The following is a 19,802-nucleotide window of genomic DNA, read 5'->3' on the forward strand; positions in this document are numbered from 1 at the left end:
AATGGATTATCGTATCATTACTTTTTCTTCGATGATATTTTTCCCATAAATAAGTCTGCACAGATACAGGCCTGTTGTCAGGTTGGCCGAATACAAATCAAGTTCATAGTTCCTGTTTGCTTCCACTTTTCCTGCAAACAATGGCTGTACCATCATGCCATATGTCGAATATAACTCAACGCTTACCTCTGTGGCTTCAGGGACAGAAAAAAATAATTTTGCAGCTTTTTGAAACGGGTTAGGATAAACCCCCAGGCTAGCGCTTATTGGCGTATCAAATATGCTGCTTTCATCCCATGTTGCCTCCAGCGATGAAGGCTGGGAGGTACTCCTGCTCAATGGAGCTGCTCCGGCAGTGGTTACTACTCCGCTGCCGGTATTTTCAAGCTCTATACTACAACTTTCCGTACAACCGTTTGCGGAGTTGGTTATACTAATGGAGAACAATGCAATGGATCCAACAGGGCCCGGTGAAAATGTTATAACAGACGTTCCCTGACCTCCGGTTATTTGCCAATCAGGATTACCCAACACCCATTCATAGATGCCATTTTCTATAGTTCCTACCCTAAGCGTGTTGTCTGTTTCAAGTACAATATTACACTCAGGCAATGCCGTGTTATCTGTGACGTTAACGGTCTTTGAATTGATGCAACCGGTAGCCGGATCGGTCAAATTGACTGTAAATTCCCCAATAATGAAGCTAAATGGAACGGTAAGATTCCGAACGTTCGTATCAGGAAAAAAGATTTCTGTTCCCGGGGGTACTGTCCAAGAATATTGCGCACTGGCAATGGTGGAATTTGCCTCAAGTACTAATCCACCTTCTGCGATATTAGTACAGGTATGCTGTCCATCCGCAGCCGTCAGATCAGGTACCACGACATTTTTCACCACTTCTACGGAAGCCTCGCTTATGCAACCGTTTTGAGGGTTCGTCACTGCTAAAGTGTATAAACCAGCCACAGATACGGAAGGGTTTTGAGCTATAGAAGTAAAACCTTCGGGACCAATCCAGGCATAGCTTACACCGACTGTCGGTGAACCACCTTGAAGAGAGACACTGGCTACTGTACAGGTAAGTAAACCGCTAACACCAGCAGTCGCGCCTGGAGCAGTGGTATTCTCCTCTACCAGAACTTGAGCAGTAGAGGTGCAACCATTGACTAGATCTGTCACTGTCAATGTGTATGAACCAGACACAGACACAGAAGGATTCTGAGCTATTGAAGCAAAACCTTCGGGGCCAATCCAGGCATAGCTTACACCGGCAGTCGGTGAACCACCTTGAAGAGAGACACTGGTTACTGCACAGGTAAGTAAACCGCTAACACCTGTAGTCGCGCCTGGAGCAGTAGTATTTTCCTCGACCAGAACTTGAGCAGTAGAGGTACAGCCATTAACAGGATCGGTCACTGTTAAAGTGTATGTACCAGATAAAGACACAGAAGGATTTTGAGCTATTGAAGAAAAGCCTTCGGGGCCATTCCAAGCATAGCTTACACCAGCAGTCGGTGAACCACCTTGAAGAGAGACACTGGTTACTGCACAGGTTAGTAAACCGCTAACACCAGCAGTCGCGCCTGGAGCAGTGGTATTTTCCTCGACCAGAACTTGAGCAGTGGAGGTACAGCCATTAACAGGATCGGTCACTGTTAAAGTGTATGTACCAGATAAAGACACAGAAGGATTTTGAGCTATTGAAGAAAAGCCTTCGGGGCCAATCCAAGCATAGCTTACACCAGCAGTCGGTGAGTCGCCTTGAAGAGAGACGCTGGTAACTGTACAGGTAAGTAAACCGCTAACACCAGCAGTCGCGCCTGGAGCAGTAGTATTTTCCTCTACCAGAACTTGAGCAGTAGAGGTACAGCCATTAACAGGATCGGTCACTGTTAAAGTGTATGTACCAGATAAAGACACAGAAGGATTTTGAGCTATTGAAGAAAAGCCTTCGGGGCCATTCCAAGAATAGCTTACACCAGCAATCGGTGAACCACCTTGAAGCGATACACTGGTAACTGCACAGGTTAGTAAACCGCTAACACCTGCAGTAGCGCCTGGCGCAGTAGTATTCTCCTCTACCAGAACTTGAGCAGTAGAGGTACAGCCATTAATAGGATCAGTTACTGTCAATGTGTATGAACCAGACACAGACACAGAAGGATTCTGAGCTATTGAAGCAAAACCTTCGGGGCCAATCCAGGCATAGCTTACACCGGCAGTCGGTGAACCACCTTGCAGCGATACACTGGTAACTGCACAGGTTAGTAAACCGCTAACAACGGCAGTAGCGCCTGGAGCAGTAGTATTTTCCTCTACCAGAACTTGAGCAGTAGAGGTACAGCCATTAATAGGATCTGTCACCGTTAAAGTGTATGTACCAGATAAAGACACAGAAGGATTTTGAGCTATAGAAGCAAAACCTTCGGGGCCAATCCAAGCATAGCTTACACCAGCAGTCGGTGAGTCGCCTTGAAGAGAGACGCTGGTAACTGTACAGGTAAGTAAACCGCTAACACCAGCAGTCGCGCCTGGCGCAGTAGTATTTTCCTCTACCAGAACTTGAGCCGTGGAGGTACAGCCATTAACAGGATCTGTCACTGTTAAAGTGTATGAACCAGCTAAAGACACAGAAGGATTCTGATCTATAGAAGCAAAGCCTTCGGGGCCAATCCAAGAATAGCTTACACCAGCAGTCGGTGAACCGCCTTGTAGGGATACACTGGTTACTGCACAGGTTAGTAAACCGCTAACAACGGCAGTCGCGCCTGGCGCAGTAGTATTTTCCTCTACCAGAACTTGAGCCGTGGAGGTACAGCCATTAACAGGATCTGTCACTGTTAAAGTGTATGAACCAGCTAAAGACACAGAAGGATTCTGATCTATAGAAGCAAAGCCTTCGGGGCCAATCCAAGAATAGCTTACACCAGCAGTCGGTGAACCGCCTTGTAGGGATACACTGGTTACTGCACAGGTTAGTAAACCGCTAACAACGGCAGTCGCGCCTGGCGCAGTAGTATTTTCCTCTACCAGAACTTGAGCCGTGGAGGTACAGCCATTAACGGTATCGGTCACTGTTAAAGTGTATGAACCAGCTAAAGACACAGAAGGATTCTGATCTATAGAAGCAAAGCCTTCGGGGCCAATCCAAGAATAGCTTACACCAGCAGTCGGTGAACCGCCTTGTAGGGATACACTGGTAACTGTACAGGTAAGTGCATCGCTAACACCAGCAGTAGCGCCTGGCGCAGTGGTATTTTCTTCGACCAGAACTTGAGCCGTGGAGGTGCAGCCATTAACAGTATCGGTCACTGTTAAAGTATACGCTCCTGCCACTGATACAACAGAATTTTGATCCAGGGAGGTGAAACCTTCCGGCCCCTCCCAAGAATAACTCACGCCCTCAACATTTGAGGAACCTTTCAAAGACATGCTGGTAACTGCACAGCTAAGAACTTCTTGAACGATGGCTATTGCTTCAGGGGCAGTGGTATTTGCCATTACTGTAACAGAAGCTATACCCTTACAGCCTGATGCCGGTGCGGTGGCAGTTACGATATATTCTCCAGGCACACTTACTACAGGCTGTTGTTCAGGTGAGGTAAAACCACCGGGACCTGTCCAACTGTAAGTAACACCCGGGGTAGTACTGGAAGCAGACAGTGTGACTTCGGTTATGTTACAGGTAATCTCTTCACTTACAGATGCCGACACATCTACCGACCCTGCGCTGGCATCCCCCCTGACACTTACGTTATCAAAGACATAATGCTCTTCCAGTCCCGTGTTTTTAACCCTTAAAACAATCTGAAGCGTGCTCCCTGAAATATCTCCCGATGAGGTAATCGTAGTAAAGGGCAACGCACCATCGAAACTGGCAATGTTTGTTTCCGCTCCGCCGTCCAGAATGTAAAACACACGGAAGTAATCATACTGGTTAGAGCCCGGATCACCATTAAGGCCCCCAAAGCCTTCTGCATTTAAACTAATGGTAACATTCCCCGCACCGCTGATGTCTATCGTTTCAGAAGTCCAGACTCCTTCGCCATCCAGGTTGAATACATAAAATTCACCTGAACGCACTTCAAAAAACGTGGGACCAGCAGCCCCTACATTTTCGATAGGGGTAATCTGTGTAGACCAGGCTGTAGAGCCAGTATCTTGGGAAGTACCATCAGCCAGGTCAAATGCCTCAACCCAGATAGGCTGACCATCATTATCGGTCACCGCTACTGTTTTCTTTGAAAAGCAACCATTGACTGGGTTAGTCACTGTCACAACATATTGGCCCGCAACACTTACCCCAGGATTCTGTTCAGTCGATACAAAGCCTCCCGGGCCGGTCCAGCTATAAGTCACTCCGGGAGTAGACGAACTCGCCGTCAGGTTGATGGTCGTAGCATCGCAACTCAGGTTGCCACCTCCGGCACTTACACCCGGTGGGGTAATGTCCTGGCCAACAGTCACAATCGCTGTGCCCACACAGCCTGAAGCAGTCCTAACAGTTACCGCATAATCACCTGCCGCACTGACAAAGGGAGAAGCCTGGGCAGATGAAAAACCGCCCGGGCCAACCCAGCTAAAGCTCCCATCGGAAGGATTGATGTTGGTGGACAAGTTAACCTGGGTAATGCCGCACGTCAGGATACCTCCGGCCGTAGCAGTAACTTCCAGGCCAGCATGGGTATTAGCGCTTACTTTTACATCATCAAAAAAGTAACGCTCATTATTCACTGACGTTACCCCCCGCACAACTATCTGAAGGGTATTCCCACTCAGCCAACTGGCAGTAGCCGTCGTATTTACTCCCTTCCCTACATGGATACCATCCTGAAATGCTATTTCCCCACCACCATTTAACCGGTAAAATACTTTGATGTGATCCGTGTCATCCCATCCCGGATCGCTAGCCGCTATGCTGCTGGTAAGCCTCACACTGGCATTCACGGACGCCTTGTCCGATATATTTATCACCTCCGACTGCCAAACACCTTCATTGTCATTATTCGATATTGTAAATTTATTGTTTTGAACCGAAAAGGCACCCCCTGAATTTTGTACCGACCAACTGGTTGGGCCATTATCAACTGTGGTACCATTCGAAAGACCCGCAAATCGCTCCTCCCAAAGGAGCTCAACTTCATTTGATGGAGCGGTTAACGCGACTGTGGCTGACTGCGAACAACCATTAGGGGCTGTTGCTGTGACCGTATATGATCCGGGGGTCGAAACCAACGGGTTTTGCTGGCTCGAGGTAAAACCACCAGGACCTGTCCAACTGTAAGTAGCACCCGGAGTAGTGGCACTGGCGGTAAGCGTCACACTATTTGTATGACAAGACAGGCTGCCTCCTGTAGCCACAAGACCCAGATCAACACTTTCAGGGAAAACACTCACCTGATCAAAAACATAGTGTTCTTCCAGTCCCGTGTTTTTAACCCTTAAAACAAGCTGAAGCGTGCTCCCTGAAATATCTCCCGATGAGGTAATCGTAGTAAAGGGCAACGCACCATCGAAACTGGCAATGTTTGTTTCCGCTCCGCCGTCCAGAATGTAAAACACACGGAAGTAATCATACTGGTTAGAGCCCGGATCACCATTAAGGCCCCCAAAGCCTTCTGCATTTAAACTAATGGTAACATTCCCCGCACCGCTGATGTCTATCGTTTCAGAAGTCCAGACTCCTTCGCCATCCAGGTTGAATACATAAAATTCACCTGAACGCACTTCAAAAAAAGTAGGACCAGCAGCCCCTACATTTTCGATAGGGGTAATCTGTGTAGACCAGGCTGTAGAGCCAGTATCTTGGGAAGTACCATCAGACAGGTCAAATGCCTCAACCCAGATAGGCTGACCATCATTATCGGTCACCGCTACTGTTTTCTTTGAAAAGCAACCATTGACTGGGTTAGTTACTGTCACAACATATTGGCCCGCAACACTTACCCCAGGATTCTGTTCAGTCGATACAAAGCCTCCCGGGCCGGTCCAGCTATAAGTCACTCCGGGAGTAGACGAACTCGCCGTCAGGTTGATGGTCGTAGCATTGCAACTCAGGTTGCCACCACCGGCACTTACATCCGGTGGGATCAGCGCCTCGGAAAATACCCTGACATTATCAAAAGTATAGAATTCATTATTTGCCGAATTTTTTGCCCTGACAATAATTTGAAGGGTATTTCCACTTAGTGGTAGTGCATTGATAGCCACAACTGGATCAAAAAAATTAACCTGTGCTCCATTTTGCAAAAGAGTTTCCGCCCCTCCATTCAGCTTATAATAAACCCTGATGTAGTCATTATCTTCCAGGGAGCCGGTGGCTTTCAGATCAACAGAAACAAACAGATCGGTATAATTCGATATGTCAATAAGTTCTGACAGCCAAACAGCTTCCCCGTCTGTGTCGTTAAAAGAAAACTCCCCGTTGCGTACTTCTACATGATCATCATTATTTAAAATGGTACCGGAGATATTCCTGCTCCAGCCGGTGGCACCATTGTCCTTGGTGGTTCCTTTTTTAAGATCATTGAAGTTTTCCACCCATAAATCAGGAGCGCAATTAGAATTACTATTATGGTTGTTAAAGTTGGCAACAACGACCAAAGGAATAGTTGAAAGGTTACATAACATGGCCAGGGTCAGACCAAATCGTACTTTTTTATTCATTAGATTTGGGGTTTGTGTTAGAGATTAAACTCTAATAAAAAATATAAACTCACCTAATAGGGGATAACAAAAAATCCACCCAAATCCCAAACGTAACTATCAGGCTGATAACTTTTCTTTCGTTTTGTGAGGATTTACTATCCCTGTCATATTTTGATGATAAACCAATTATTTAATGAAACAAAAGCTGCTATTTTCTCAAAAAGGTAAAAACAGACCAACGTAAAGAAAGAGTAATCACTACACAAAGATTTTTGATGAGCTAAAAACCGGGAAAACAGACTATTTCATATATCTGGGAAGCTTTTAAAGCATCTTTCTCTTTTCATTGGTTCGGTAAAATCTGTTTTACCAGGTGACCGTTTTGTGACTGATGCCGGCATGTAATTCCTGCAATATTAGCTTTGTAAGAAAATGGGAATTATGTAAGAAATAACGGCATTCCAAACCCCTGGCATTTTTTAAGTCACCTACCCTGTTCTGGCGGATAAACCTGGCAGGCAATCGACAGAAGTGGTCATATAACCGCTTTTCACCATCAATGGTTGTACGGTTGGTACCCTTCTTAACCTAGCGACAGCGTCCGTGGGTGTTGCACAACTTAAGCATGTGCCTGTATTTTTATTTTATAAATGAAAAAATCTGCTAATTATATTGGCGCTGCCAAAACTATTTGCACATTTATCCCGTAAACATATCTGAAAATCATCTAAAATGAAATTAAATCATTACATTTAGGTTCATATATACAAAACCATCTTTAATTAAAACCATAATTTATAATGAATGACTATTTTTCAAAGGTAAAAGACTTCATACTCGACCTAAGTTTTACCATTACCCATGAGGATGAGGAAAATGGAGTAATAGTTATTGAAAATGAATCTGAAGGTATCAAAAATCTGGTATTAGCGCTTGCCGACCCACTGCTTATTGTGGAGCAGTTTATCTTTGAATTGGAGGATACACATCCGGATATTTACAGAAAACTTCTTCAAAAAAACCGTGATATCATCCATGGCGCATTTGTGCTGGATGAATCAGGCCACCGGGTGATCTTCAGAAACACCCATGAGCTGGAAAATCTTGATCTGAATGAATTACAGGCAACGCTTAACTCACTGGAATTACTATTAAGCGAGTATTCTGAAGAAATTATTGAATTATCTAAAAGTTAAAATTAAAAAATGGGAATATTTAAAAGATTATTTAAGATCGGACAGGCAGAGGCGAACTCGGCCATTGATAAATTGGAAGACCCTATTAAAATGACCGAGCAGGGCTTAAGGGATTTAAAGAAGGATTTGGATCAGGCACTTCATGGTCTGGCAGAGGTAAAGGCCATGGCGATACGATCTAAAAACGATGTCGAAACCTATAAAAGCAAAGCCAAGGACTACGAAAACAAGGCCATGCTGCTCCTCAAAAAAGGACAGTCAGGTGATATTGACCCCAATGAGGCTGACAGATTGGCCAGTGAAGCGCTGGTTAAAAAAGAAGAGACTACGGAGCATATGGCCCGGTCTCAAAAAGAATATGAGCAGTTTGAGGGTAATGTAACACAACTCGATAGTAAGGTCAAAATGATCCGCAAATCCATCAGCGAGTATGAAAACGAGTTAAAAACGCTGAAAGCCAGGGTGAAAGTAAGCGCAGCCGCTAAAAGTATTAACAAGCACTTGTCACAAATTGATAATTCGGGTACAGTGGCCTTGTTGGAACGCATGAAGGACAAAGTAGCCCAGGATGAAGCCCTGGCGCAATCGTATGGGGAAATCGCCAATGAAAGCAAAAGTGTGGACGAGGAGATAGACAAGGCATTATCCGGTTCAACGGCACAAGTCAAAGCTGCTGACGACCTCGCTAAAATGAAAGCCCGGCTTGGTCTCGACAAGGATGATGGTGAAAAAGAGTGATTAACTGGCATCTGACAACATGGGTATATTTGATTTATTCAGAAAAAAGGCAAAAGCACCGAAATATGATGTAACAAATTTGAAGGTAACTGATCTGGATCAGGGCTTTATTTTTGATTACAACATGAAATCATGGCAGGTGAAAGAGGTATACCAATATGACTGGGGAAATCATAACTTTTCAAAGGAATATAAAATAGACGCCGGCGACGAGGTCATGTTTTTGGAAATAGAAGAGGGTGCCGAGTTAAGTTTAAGTGTGATGAAATCCATTAAAATTCAAACACTCGGCAATGACATCATCGATAAAACCATCAAAAAAAACCGTCCGCCTAAAAGGCTGATACTGGATGGCACGGAATATCATCTCGATACCGATAGTGCCGGTTATTTTAACAATATAACCAAGGGTGCCGGCGAATGGGAAGAGTTAATCTCCTGGACCTATTATGACGATACCGACAAAGTCATTAGCATAACGCAATGGGGTGAACGTGAATTTGAAGCTGCAGCCGGAAAATCGATTAAGCCTTTTGAAATCTCCAACATTATTCCCGCATCGGGGCAACCATAATACGGTAAATATGTCTATATTGGCAAAATGAATCAACTCAAATTAAATGAAGCTTTTTATAAGTACGCTGATAATTATATTGATTTTTGGGTTCAGCGGATGTGGCGGTAAAAAATATGTAAGAAACCCTATTGATGACATCATCAAAAATATGCCCGGTGACCGCATCTTCTCCATTGTATTACATGATATGGATGTCAGGGGGTCTTTCTTCAGGGATTATTTCCATCAATACAGAATTATTGAGGAAGTGACTGAGGGAAAACCCGAAGAACGTATCACTGAATGGTATAAAGTCGAAGAAAAGGTATTTAAACGACACGTCAATGACATGGGCATGGAGCTTGCATCGAGGGGTGAAGATGGTAAATTGCAGAAAGGCGCTGCGCCACCAGGGTTTAACAACTATGTCGGCAATGAAAAATATGGGTTTTGGGATAACAGAGGAGGAAACAGCTTTTGGGTTTTTTATGGCCAATATGCATTGCTAAGCAACCTGCTTGGCACATTGACTTACCCCGCGCGAAGATCTTATTACGATGATTACAGGAGAAATTTTTCTGGCCGGGGCCGTCCTTATTATGGGCCTACAGTGGGAGGAAAACCTTATTACGGGACAAGAAGTGCCTATAATAGCAGAAGGACTAACACGGCATGGAACAGAAACAGATCCGGCTTTAAGCAAAGAGTATCAAACCGGACGTCCAGATCGGGTTCCCGGTACGGTGGATCGAGTTCCCGGTCAAGAGGAGGCGGGTTTGGCAAATAATCTTTTTTTAACAATATCAATCTCATAAATTAGCTCCTATGATAGCTCTTTTAGATGGTGTTTTGACATCATTGGTTTACCTGGCAGCTTCCTTTGTTTTGTTTTACGCCGGGAAAGTTGCTTATCAACTCTTTCATCGTGATATCAAAGTAGTACACGAACTGGCGAAGGATGATAACTTCGCCTTTTCGGTGGCCTACATTGGCTATTATATCGGGTTGCTCCTGTCCATTGGGAGCGCACTAATGGGCGAAAGCAACGGCTTATTATTGGATTTGATGGATATTGGGGTCTATGGTATTTTATCAATACTGCTGCTGAACCTGTCAGTCATCATCAATGATAAGGTCATTCTCAACAAATTCAGCCTGAAAAAAGAAATAATCGATGAACACAATGTTGCCACGGGCTTTGCCGAAGGTGCTGTCAACATCAGCACCGGCCTGATCATTTTAGGGGCGATACACGGAGAAGGTTATGGCGTGGGAGGTCCTGTTGTAACGGCCATTTTGTATTGGTTGTTGGGCATGGCTATACTGTTTGTTACTTCCAGGGTATACAACTTTATTACGCCATACGACATTCACGAGCAGATCAACAAGAAAAACGTAGCCGTGGGAATCGGGTTTGCCGGTGCACTCATCGCTATCGCCAACCTCATCCGGTTTGCCTTGATGCACGATTTTGAAAGCTGGTTGGTAACGCTTGAGGATGTGGCGGTAGATGTCATCATGGGTTTGGTGTTTTTACCCCTGGCCAGGTTTCTGACCGACAAAATCTTACTGCCGGGACATGACCTGACCCATGAACTTGTACACCAGGAAAAACCCAACCAGGGCGTGGCGGTGATAGAAGCCTTTGCCTACATTGGAGGTTCGGTTTTGATTACCTGGGCGCTCTCATCATGAGATCGGACTGCCTGCAACCCCGGTAAGTATTTTTAGGTGCATGAGTAGATCAAACATCCTCAAGTTAGCGTTGTTTGCTACCGGATTATCCGGCATAGTAGCAGAATACATCCTGAGTACCCTGGCTACTTATTTTTTAGGAAATTCGGTATTTCAATGGACCATGATCGTATCCATCATGCTTTTCTCCATGGGATTAGGCAGCCGATTCAGCAGATTCATACAAACTAACCTGCTCCAAAATTTTATCCGGATAGAATTCATCCTATCTATTCTGGTGGCTTTTGTTTCGGTAATTACCTATTCGGTCTCGGCCCTTTACGGAAGTACAGGGTTTATCATCTATTTACTGAGTATCATTATTGGATTATTAATCGGTATGGAGGTACCGCTGGTCATCAGGCTTAACAATGAATATGAAGCGCTTCATGTAAATGTTTCGTCTGTCATGGAAAATGACTATTACGGCAGCTTGTTGGGAGGCGTGTTTTTCGCTTTTATCGGGTTGCCCTTCCTGGGGCTCACCTACACCCCCTTTATTCTGGGGAGCATTAATTTTATTGTGGCCTGCAGCTTGTTTGCCATGCTCAGGAAATCAGTCACCCTGCCACAAAGAAGGCGGTTGATGGTTACCACTTTTATGGTATTCCTGTTCATCTCTATGGGCAGTCTCATGGCCGATAACATCATAAAATATGGAGAGGAGTTACGTTATAAAGACGAGGTTATTTTTGAGAAACAAAGCAAATACCAGAAAATTATTATTACACAATCCCATAATGATTTTTGGTTGTTCATCAATGGCAATCAGCAACTGAGCTCCATCGATGAGGTGATGTATCACGAACCGCTGGTGCATCCGGTCATGGGTTTATCCGGATTTCCAAAAGATGTGCTAATCATCGGTGGGGGTGATGGCGGTGCAGCACGCGAAGTATTGAAATATAACACTGTTGAAAGCATCACCGTTGTAGACCTGGACCCGGCTATGACAAAGCTGGGACAGGAGCACAGCCTATTGGTGGAAATGAATCAAAATTCGATGAACCACGATAAAGTGGATATCATCAACACCGACGGTTTTAATTATCTTGAAAACAATAACCGGTATTTTGATGTAATCATTATCGACTTACCCGACCCCAAGTCCATAGAACTGGGTAGACTGTATTCGTTTGAGTTTTATAGTCTCTGCAGCAAAAGGTTAAGGACACATGGCCTGATGATCACGCAGGCAGGAAGCCCCTATTTTGCAGCAAGGGCATTTAATTGCATCGACCTGACGATGCAGGAGGCCGGATTTACCACACTACCTTTGCATAACCAAGTGGTCACTCTTGGTGAATGGGGCTGGGTAATGGGCGCAAAAAATGTTGACAAGGAGCAACTGAAAAAAGCTTTGCAAAACTTGGACTTAAAGGGCATACCCACAACCTGGATCAACAAAGAAGCCATGACACTGATATCTTCTTTTGGCAAGAAGGCTTTTATGCAGGACTCCATGCAGGTCGAGGTGAATAGAATACATCATCCGGTATTGTACCAATATTATCTGGATGGAAGGTGGGATTTATACTGAGACAATCAATATTGATGTAATTTACTTTAGCTAGATAGAACAAGTTTGGAAGCCTGTATACCACTATCGAGCGCTTCGAACAGTAATGGTAAACGGCCGTTATCTACGCCGGCATAAACCAGGTTTTTATTTTTGCTGTAAAAGTTTCTGTCATTAAACAAATAGCCGGGCCCGGGGATAGGCATAGCATGCCCCCTAACTTTAATGAATACCTTTTGTACTGCGTCCCCGATATCCATGCCAAAATAATCGCTGATGTAATCAATCGTGGTAGCAGCGATTTGATCTCGACGGCTATTTACCATCACGAGGTCATTTCGCGCACCTGGCGGCAGGCAGTAGAATGCCGTGAAAACCCTGTTACCATCCTTTAATTCCCTATCCTGAGCGGCTGAATCCACAAAACCTAAAAAAGTGGCATCTGCACCCAGTATTTCATTTTGCCAATAGGCCGGCAGAGACAGAGCGCCTTTAGTGACTATGTTTAACACCATCCAGGGTGCATATATATTGTTTTTGAAATGTGCATAGCCTTGTGGATAGACATATTTCAACGCATGTTTTTGTCCGGCATAGATTATTTTTTTTGTTTTGAATGTATGGATAAGCCTGTTGTGTATATCAAGTACTTCCACGGTAAATCCATCCTGATTACCGGTGATTTTTTTAACCAAATGTCGTGTCAACAATTGCGCCTTAGGAAGCGTATCGGCTATTTTACGGATAAAATAAAAATTACCTTCTTTTGGAGAGAAAAGCTCGACCACTTCCATGTTGTAAGGCCTGCAGGCATAATAATGTATCCCGGCCAGGGCGGAAACTGCCGAACAGCCCGCTCCGTAATCATCGCGCATGTGATAGTCTACCTCTGCAATAAAGCGATCTGTCAGGTCAAATTTTTCGGTCAGATAATCCAAAAAGGACACCTGATTGAGTGTGTGTAAATTACTGTTAATCAACCGTACAGGGAGAGGCATTTTACCCTGGAATGAGGCAATGTGTTTAAAAAAGCTGTCTTTCAAAGCGCCATCTGAAATCACCTCGTTTCTATACGCCCCGCTGGCATAAACCCTATTTTTCCTTCTGTTAAGGATAATGTGTTCCTGATCGGTAAAATTCCAGTTGTTTTTCCATGGTTGATAATCAATGATCTTCAATGCTTCCAACATGCCCAGTACCTCCCGGCCATAACCTTCCGGATAAGAAAAATCATAAAGGGCACCCTGAGAAAACCTGCTTCCTTCATAAGTGAACGCTGAGGAGGAACCGCCCAGTTGGTCAGACAACTCGCACAGGACAAACTCCCGGTTTTTAAGATGGTACGCGGCACTCATACCAGCTATCCCCCCTCCCACAATCAACGTTTCGATTGAAACAGTCTTTCCTGTTTCAAAGGATTTACTCTGCATCAAAAGGTGGCCGGTAGCTACATCCGATTGCACTTCAACCTCGTAGCCGGGTTTGCGGGTCGGCAGATGGCAGGATGGCAGGATCGAAGGTAAGGCCAGTAATGATGAGGTTTTTATAAAATCTCTTCTTTCCATTTTAATACCAGATTAAAACTTCCATGTTCCGGATTTGTAATAGGAATGAATGACCGGATTTTTAAGGCTGTTAACAGCAACAGAATCGATAGGCTGATAAGGTTTTCCAAAAGAAATCAACAATTGCATCGCTTCATTGTTAATCCAGCGCGTATCCAGATGGTTGAATTTTAACTTTTTGGCAGTGTTCCGGAGCATTGCCCGATTCATTTTTTTTGATCCGATAACCCATCCCCACTCTCCCAATGTCAGTATCTGATTATGTAATGGCAAAGTCGCAAAATTGGCAGCAATAATGGTTTTTTCGATGGCTATGAAAGCTTTGGTGGCAAAGTATGGGCTGCCGGCCTGTGTTATCATGATACCATCGGTCCGAAGTGCATCATAACAAAGTTGATAAAATTCTTTGGTATAATATTCGTTAAGCTCCAGATCCAAGGGGTCCGGTACATCAATTAAAATCACATCGTAGCGGTCTTTGCGGCTGTGAAGAAATCTGAAGGCATTGGTGTGATGAATTTCCACTCTACTGTCCGTTAACGCATTTTTATTTACACGGGTAAAAAAACGATTACCGACGCCCTCCTCTATTAATTCAAAATCAAGCGGAACAATGTCAAGCATGTGTACGTCATGCTTCAATATCTCCCGGGTTATGATACCATTTTCACCACCTATGACCAGCACATCCCTGTCAGACTCAGATAACTCCATCACCGGATGCACCATAGGCTCGGCATATAACCATTCGTCGATTGAACTGAACTGGTTGACATTGTTATAATAAAACCAGTAATTTCCCTTCCATTCAGTCACATCAATCTGTTGAAACGAACCGGTTCTTGAGTAAACGACCTTATCATAGTAACGGGACTGACGTGCATCAGGCACAGCGGTATTATTGTAAATAACAGCAACGACAACCACAGGAACAGACATTATCAATAATAAGCTATGCTTGCGTTTTATAGCCAGGTAATTTCGTAAAAGCAACAGTAAAAGGCCTGTTATCACAAGATAGCTGTTCAAAAATCTGTCGCTTTGGTAGTATTGGTACAATATGCCTGCTATCAACAGGATACTAATGATGAAATACCATTTATAACTTATTTCAATAGCATTTAAAGATAATCCTAATACGAAACCTGTGGCAAACAGAATTAGGTAAGGAACAAAGGAAGCAACCTGACTTTTACCGTATGTTATGAAAGATAGTTCGAAAGCGATGGTTGACAGACACAATACTGCCATCTGAAGGGCTGTCACGGTTAACGGTTTTGTGTGCAGATACAAATGCCCAACGCCCGCAGCCATGCCCATGATGCCGATCAGAATCACCCAGTCCAAAAAAAGTGCTCCTTCAAATACCATAAAAAAATGTATTTGATGACTGATCATGGTGCCGCCTAAAAATGCCAGCAGACAGAGAAACCCATAAGCCGCCGTTTTATGATACAAGCTCATTCCTTCCTTTTATTTTTTGACCTGTTTTTCTCTCTTTTGGAAATCTCACTTTCAAAGCCGGCTGCCAGTATGCCTGCCGGAAGCGCAAAAATGCCTATGCCTAATATGGCAATGAATGCAGCGAGCACTTTCCCAAGGGGAGTTACCGGATATACATCCCCATATCCCACCGTAGTGAGTGTGGCCACCGACCACCACATTGTGGCAGGTATGCTTGTAAATGCTTCGGGTTGAACCTCATGTTCTATATAATACATCAGGCTCGAAGACAAAATCATGAGCACTAATACAAGCGTAAGGGTAATCATCAACTCCTCCTTTCTTCTTTCTATCACCTTTACAATCATGATAAAAGCAATCGAATACCTGCCCAACTTAAATATCCGCAATAATCTAAACAGGCGAAGCAGGCGAATTACCCGCATATCCATGTCAAAGAACAAAGGTAGATAAAATGGCAGAATAGCCATCAAGTCGATAAGGGCTTCAATGGAAAAAATGTATCGTATTCTTCCCCATACCGGATGGGCATATTTTTCTTTGGCCGTGCAGGCCCAAAGTCTCATGAAGTATTCAATCGTAAAAATAATTACGGAAAAATATTCAAAGACATCAAAATAAAACTGGTATTTTAGGTATATACCCTCAACAGTTTCTATGATCACCGCCACTACATTGAGTACTATCAATGTCATGATAAAAACATCAAACCAGCGGCTTATTTTATTGCCTTCTTCGGCTTTGTTGATGGTAGACAGTAATGCTTCTTTGTAACGTTTATCTCTCACCTTTATCGTTTTTAGACCAAAACAGGTTTGGGATAAATTTACTACACATTTTCCGATTACCGCGACTTACTGCGATATATGTTTTGTTTATTTGAAAAAAGGCTCATCCCGGATAAACCACATATTCACCCGGGCAGACGTGGTCAAAGCAGCTACCTTGGTTGCCCGGCTACTCAGACCTCAGGCTTTTGACCGGGCTGGTCATGGCTGCTTTGATGCTCTGGTAACTAACCGTTATGATTGAAATAACAATGGCCAAAACAGCAGCAGAGGCTAACACCCACCAACTAATTTCAATACGGTAAGAAAAATCTTCCAACCATTTGTTCATAACATACCAGCCCAAGGGCAACGAAATAAAAACAGCGATGCCAACAAGCTTCAAAAATTCTATGGAAAGCCTGACTGTTATCTGACCCGCGGTAGCTCCCATTACTTTCCTGATGCCAATTTCCTTGATCCGTTTTCCGGCATTGAATGCCGTGAGGCCAAACAAACCTAAACAGGCAATGAAAAGAGATAAAATGGTAAATATGACAAATATCCGGCCCAGTTTCTGTTCTGCCTCGTAAGTGCTGTTAAAAGACGCATCCATAAAGTAGTAGTTAAACGGCTGGTGAGGAGCCACTGCTTTCCATTTTTTCTCTATTTGCCGGATTACATTTGAAAAATCACCGGGATTGAGTTTCACAATCATCCTGTTAGCCCCGCTGCCCAATGCCAAACTCAAAGTGCCAATATTGTTTCTGAGGGATTCAAAATGAAAATTTTTGACCACCCCAATAACAGTCATAAATTTCATATTCTCTTTATCCCGGCGATGAAAATCACTGGTCAGCTTCAGGCCAATGGCAGCTTCAGGTTGTAATCCCAGCATGTTAACAGCAGACTCATTTAAAATCAGCCCACTGGAATCCGTGTAAATTCTTTCATCAAAATCACGGCCGGCGACTATTTCCAAATCCAGGGTCGATAGGTAATCATGATCAATTTTCCAGTGGCCGAATATGGCGGCATTAGCGGCATCGAATGATCCCTGGACAAAATAAGTAATACCACTCCTGGTAGACGGTGTAGGTAAATAACTGCTCAAAGATGCCTGCTCTACTCCTCCTAGCTGCAGCACCTGCTGTTTAAAAGACGCCATTTGGTTTCCGGCGGCAGAGACATCATCAACCACCAATACCTGATCCTTTTGAAAGCCCAGGTCTTTGGTCTGAATGTATCGCAATTGTTGAAAAATCACCAAAGTACCTACCATCAAAAATACCGAAACCGCAAACTGAAAAACTACCAGGACGCTTCTGATATTTGCGCCTCCGGCACTGCTTTGGCTGCCTTTTAATACTTTAACAGGCATAAACTTTGACATGAAAAAAGCAGGATAGCTGCCTGAAAAAAGGCTTAGAAGCACTGTAGCAGCTACTATCACCAGCCAGAAAGCAGGATCGGAAAGTGGTATGACCATAGCTTTTCCGGCAAGCTCATTGAAAAAAGGCATGACCGAATAAGCCATCAGGATGGCCATAGCAAGAGATACAACTGAAATCAGGCCTGATTCGGTCAGGAATTGCCTGATCAGCCCATATTTGTTAGCTCCCAGTGTTTTACGGATACCCACTTCCCTGGCCCTTCTGAGTGCATAGGCAGTAGATAAGTTCATGAAATTAACGCAGGCTAACAGGATTAAAAAGCAACCAATTAAAGCCAGGATATAGATATTTTTAACATAGCCGTTGGGACTGAATTCACCTTGTCTATCCCCTGAGTGAAGATGAATATCCTGTAAAGCAATATGGCCGAATTTCATGAAGTTTCCGGTCTTTTCATCATCAGCTCTTGACCTTTCCAGCGTTAAGCCGGGCACAAAGGTCATCGCCCAGGGAATTACATAACTTTCTTTGACAGTATTTAGAAAATCCTGAAAATCATCGATATTGGCCAGGGGATTAAGTTTGACGAACGTGGGAAATCTAAAGTTGTTCCATGCTTTGCTGTAGGCGTCGTCAAAGCTTTCTAATGAAACAAAGACATGATGATCTCTCAGAAAAGAGTTTTTCGGAAAATCGTCTATCACTCCTGTCACTTTATAGGTTTCGGTGTTGTTCAGCAACAGGCGTTGGCCCAGGGCATCGCTCAGGTCAAAGTGCTTTTCGGCCGCTGTTTTGGTTAATATTAAAGTATTGGGCGCTTTGAGTGCGGTTCTGGTATCGCCGGCCAGCAGCTTGAGTCCAAACATATCGAAGAAAGTGGAATCGACCGCCGCGACATGAGTTTCTTTGACGTTTTCATCATTTTCACTTTTTCTGAGTAATGCGCTGCGCATGGTCCGGAATCTCGTAACCATTTCAACATGGGGACAATCCTGTTTTATGGTGGCCGCCAGCGGGCCTGAAACAGATGCGTAATAATTGGTCTCTCCACCGGTCCTCATGTCAATATTCACCCGGTAAATACGGTTCGAGTCCGCGAACATTTTATCGAAACTCAGCTCATCGTAAATAAACATAGCGATAAGCAGGCCCCCGGTCATGCCGATGGCTAGTCCGGCAGTGTTCAGCAACGTGAAGAAGGGCTGACTTTTCAGGTTTCTCCAGGCAATTTTTACATAATTTTTAAGCATGATGTTGTTATTTAAGTAAATTGACCTCGATTTTCGTTTCAGTGCAAAGGGCCTGCAAACATCGATCACATCAAGCAGGAAGTTGAAATCGGCTATGAGTTTTCCGGATTTGTTCCTCCTTTGCCCATAGAGTTCGTGCAAGTCCCCCTGAAGTGTTTCCAGAACCCTCTCATCACAAAACCATGTGAGGAAACGGTCTGCCAACCCTGGCGGCCGGAAATTTGGTTTACGATCCATCCCAACGCAGATTTAAGCCCTGAATGTTTTTTGAAAACTCGAGGCGCAGCTTGCTGGTTTCTATTAAAACATTCCGTCCCCTGGTGGTCAATGTATAATATTTCTTTCGCCTCCCTCCTCTTTCTGCTGTAGCCCCACCTTCAGAAGAAATCAGGCACCCCTTTTCCTCCAGCCGGTAAAGTGCCGAATGTAATGCGCCAATGCTGGGGTTTTTGCCTGTCTTTTCTCTTAATAACTCCTTGATGGATACTCCATAGGCATTATCCGTCAATGCACCCACGGCCAGTAATACCAATTCTTCAAATGCTCCTATTTTCATAAATGGATTTATTACTTTTTTTCTTTGGTATATTTATTACATTCCTTAAAGCAAAATAAATATAGTCATTTATTTCCTATTTGCAAATATAATAATTGGAAATGCTGGTTATGACCTGACCTATATCATAAAAGACACAAAGAGACACAAAGAATTTTGTCGAAAATGTTGTGCAGCAGCCATAGGACACTTGCGCCAGGTTGTTTGGAAGGGCTATGGTGCTAGGCGGGATGCATGGATATAAGGTGCTGCAACTCCTCTATGTGTTTCTGCTTTTGGGTCATTAACCCTGCTTTCTTAATTCCCATTCATCTTTCAAAAATCTGGCTCCCTGTACAGGTTCATGGCTGTTGTTATTGAACTCACTGTTACCACTATTGAATCTGACACCTTCCTGATCAAAAATTATCTATCC

12 protein-coding genes are annotated in these 19,802 nt (G+C 44.0%); 6 read left to right on the top strand and 6 right to left on the bottom strand.

Going from position 1 to position 19,802, the window contains the following annotated elements:
- Positions 1 to 6: 6 nt before the first annotated feature.
- Positions 7 to 6,666, bottom strand: a complete 6,660-nt coding sequence (locus AC04NP_RS13975) for a T9SS type A sorting domain-containing protein (RefSeq protein ID WP_482860381.1) — start codon at positions 6,664 to 6,666, stop codon at positions 7 to 9.
- A gap of 782 nt (positions 6,667 to 7,448) precedes the next feature.
- Here AC04NP_RS13975 and AC04NP_RS13980 point away from each other — a divergent pair.
- Genes AC04NP_RS13980 through AC04NP_RS14005 form a run of 6 tightly spaced genes read left to right on the top strand, consistent with a single transcriptional unit; the run spans position 7,449 to position 12,412 of the window.
- A complete protein-coding gene (locus AC04NP_RS13980; protein WP_482860382.1) occupies positions 7,449 to 7,844 on the top strand; it encodes a YbjN domain-containing protein in 396 nt (131 codons plus the stop codon).
- Positions 7,845 to 7,853: 9 nt separating this feature from the next.
- Positions 7,854 to 8,582 (top strand): PspA/IM30 family protein, encoded by a 729-nt coding sequence (locus tag AC04NP_RS13985; protein ID WP_482860383.1) that lies wholly within the window; start codon positions 7,854 to 7,856, stop codon positions 8,580 to 8,582.
- 19 nt (positions 8,583 to 8,601) lie between these two features.
- Positions 8,602 to 9,156 (top strand): DUF4178 domain-containing protein, encoded by a 555-nt coding sequence (locus AC04NP_RS13990; protein WP_482860384.1) that lies wholly within the window; start codon positions 8,602 to 8,604, stop codon positions 9,154 to 9,156.
- A 46-nt stretch (positions 9,157 to 9,202) separates the two neighbouring features.
- Entirely contained in the window at positions 9,203 to 9,925 is a 723-nt protein-coding gene (locus AC04NP_RS13995) for a hypothetical protein (protein ID WP_482860385.1), read from the top strand.
- Positions 9,926 to 9,963: 38 nt separating this feature from the next.
- Positions 9,964 to 10,833, top strand: a complete 870-nt coding sequence (locus tag AC04NP_RS14000) for a DUF350 domain-containing protein (RefSeq protein WP_482860386.1) — start codon at positions 9,964 to 9,966, stop codon at positions 10,831 to 10,833.
- A 40-nt stretch (positions 10,834 to 10,873) separates the two neighbouring features.
- A complete protein-coding gene (locus tag AC04NP_RS14005) occupies positions 10,874 to 12,412 on the top strand; it encodes a polyamine aminopropyltransferase (RefSeq protein ID WP_482860387.1) in 1,539 nt (512 codons plus the stop codon).
- Positions 12,413 to 12,438: 26 nt separating this feature from the next.
- Here the strand turns inward: AC04NP_RS14005 and AC04NP_RS14010 are convergent, their stop codons facing one another.
- The 5 genes from AC04NP_RS14010 to AC04NP_RS14030 all read right to left on the bottom strand — a co-directional run bounded on the left by AC04NP_RS14010 (position 12,439) and on the right by AC04NP_RS14030 (position 19,387).
- Positions 12,439 to 13,956 carry an NAD(P)-binding protein gene (locus AC04NP_RS14010; protein WP_482860388.1) on the bottom strand — a complete coding sequence of 506 codons (1,518 nt, stop codon included), beginning with the start codon at positions 13,954 to 13,956 and terminating at the stop codon, positions 12,439 to 12,441.
- A gap of 12 nt (positions 13,957 to 13,968) precedes the next feature.
- On the bottom strand, positions 13,969 to 15,420 hold the full coding sequence (locus tag AC04NP_RS14015) for a spermine/spermidine synthase domain-containing protein (protein ID WP_482860389.1): 1,452 nt from the start codon (positions 15,418 to 15,420) through the stop codon (positions 13,969 to 13,971).
- Positions 15,417 to 16,208, bottom strand: a complete 792-nt coding sequence (locus tag AC04NP_RS14020) for an ion transporter (protein WP_482860390.1) — start codon at positions 16,206 to 16,208, stop codon at positions 15,417 to 15,419. Before AC04NP_RS14020 ends, AC04NP_RS14015 begins: the two co-directional genes overlap by 4 nt.
- Before the next feature lie 169 nt (positions 16,209 to 16,377).
- A complete protein-coding gene (locus AC04NP_RS14025; protein WP_482860391.1) occupies positions 16,378 to 19,068 on the bottom strand; it encodes an ABC transporter permease in 2,691 nt (896 codons plus the stop codon).
- Entirely contained in the window at positions 19,058 to 19,387 is a 330-nt protein-coding gene (locus tag AC04NP_RS14030) for a PadR family transcriptional regulator (RefSeq protein WP_482860392.1), read from the bottom strand. Before AC04NP_RS14030 ends, AC04NP_RS14025 begins: the two co-directional genes overlap by 11 nt.
- Positions 19,388 to 19,802: the final 415 nt, after the last annotated feature.

The organism is Agaribacillus sp. DX54 (assembly GCF_056858335.1).

What these genes read in the sequence shown, in the direction of transcription:
- AC04NP_RS13975 (WP_482860381.1), bottom strand. Translation starts at nt 6,666, where the DNA reads ATGAATAAAAAAGTACGATTTGGTCTGACCCTGGCCATGTTATGTAAC.
- AC04NP_RS13980 (WP_482860382.1), top strand. Translation starts at nt 7,449, where the DNA reads ATGAATGACTATTTTTCAAAGGTAAAAGACTTCATACTCGACCTAAGT.
- AC04NP_RS13985 (WP_482860383.1), top strand. Translation starts at nt 7,854, where the DNA reads ATGGGAATATTTAAAAGATTATTTAAGATCGGACAGGCAGAGGCGAAC.
- AC04NP_RS13990 (WP_482860384.1), top strand. Translation starts at nt 8,602, where the DNA reads ATGGGTATATTTGATTTATTCAGAAAAAAGGCAAAAGCACCGAAATAT.
- AC04NP_RS13995 (WP_482860385.1), top strand. Translation starts at nt 9,203, where the DNA reads ATGAAGCTTTTTATAAGTACGCTGATAATTATATTGATTTTTGGGTTC.
- AC04NP_RS14000 (WP_482860386.1), top strand. Translation starts at nt 9,964, where the DNA reads ATGATAGCTCTTTTAGATGGTGTTTTGACATCATTGGTTTACCTGGCA.
- AC04NP_RS14005 (WP_482860387.1), top strand. Translation starts at nt 10,874, where the DNA reads ATGAGTAGATCAAACATCCTCAAGTTAGCGTTGTTTGCTACCGGATTA.
- AC04NP_RS14010 (WP_482860388.1), bottom strand. Translation starts at nt 13,956, where the DNA reads ATGGAAAGAAGAGATTTTATAAAAACCTCATCATTACTGGCCTTACCT.
- AC04NP_RS14015 (WP_482860389.1), bottom strand. Translation starts at nt 15,420, where the DNA reads ATGAGCTTGTATCATAAAACGGCGGCTTATGGGTTTCTCTGTCTGCTG.
- AC04NP_RS14025 (WP_482860391.1), bottom strand. Translation starts at nt 19,068, where the DNA reads ATGGATCGTAAACCAAATTTCCGGCCGCCAGGGTTGGCAGACCGTTTC.
- AC04NP_RS14030 (WP_482860392.1), bottom strand. Translation starts at nt 19,387, where the DNA reads ATGAAAATAGGAGCATTTGAAGAATTGGTATTACTGGCCGTGGGTGCA.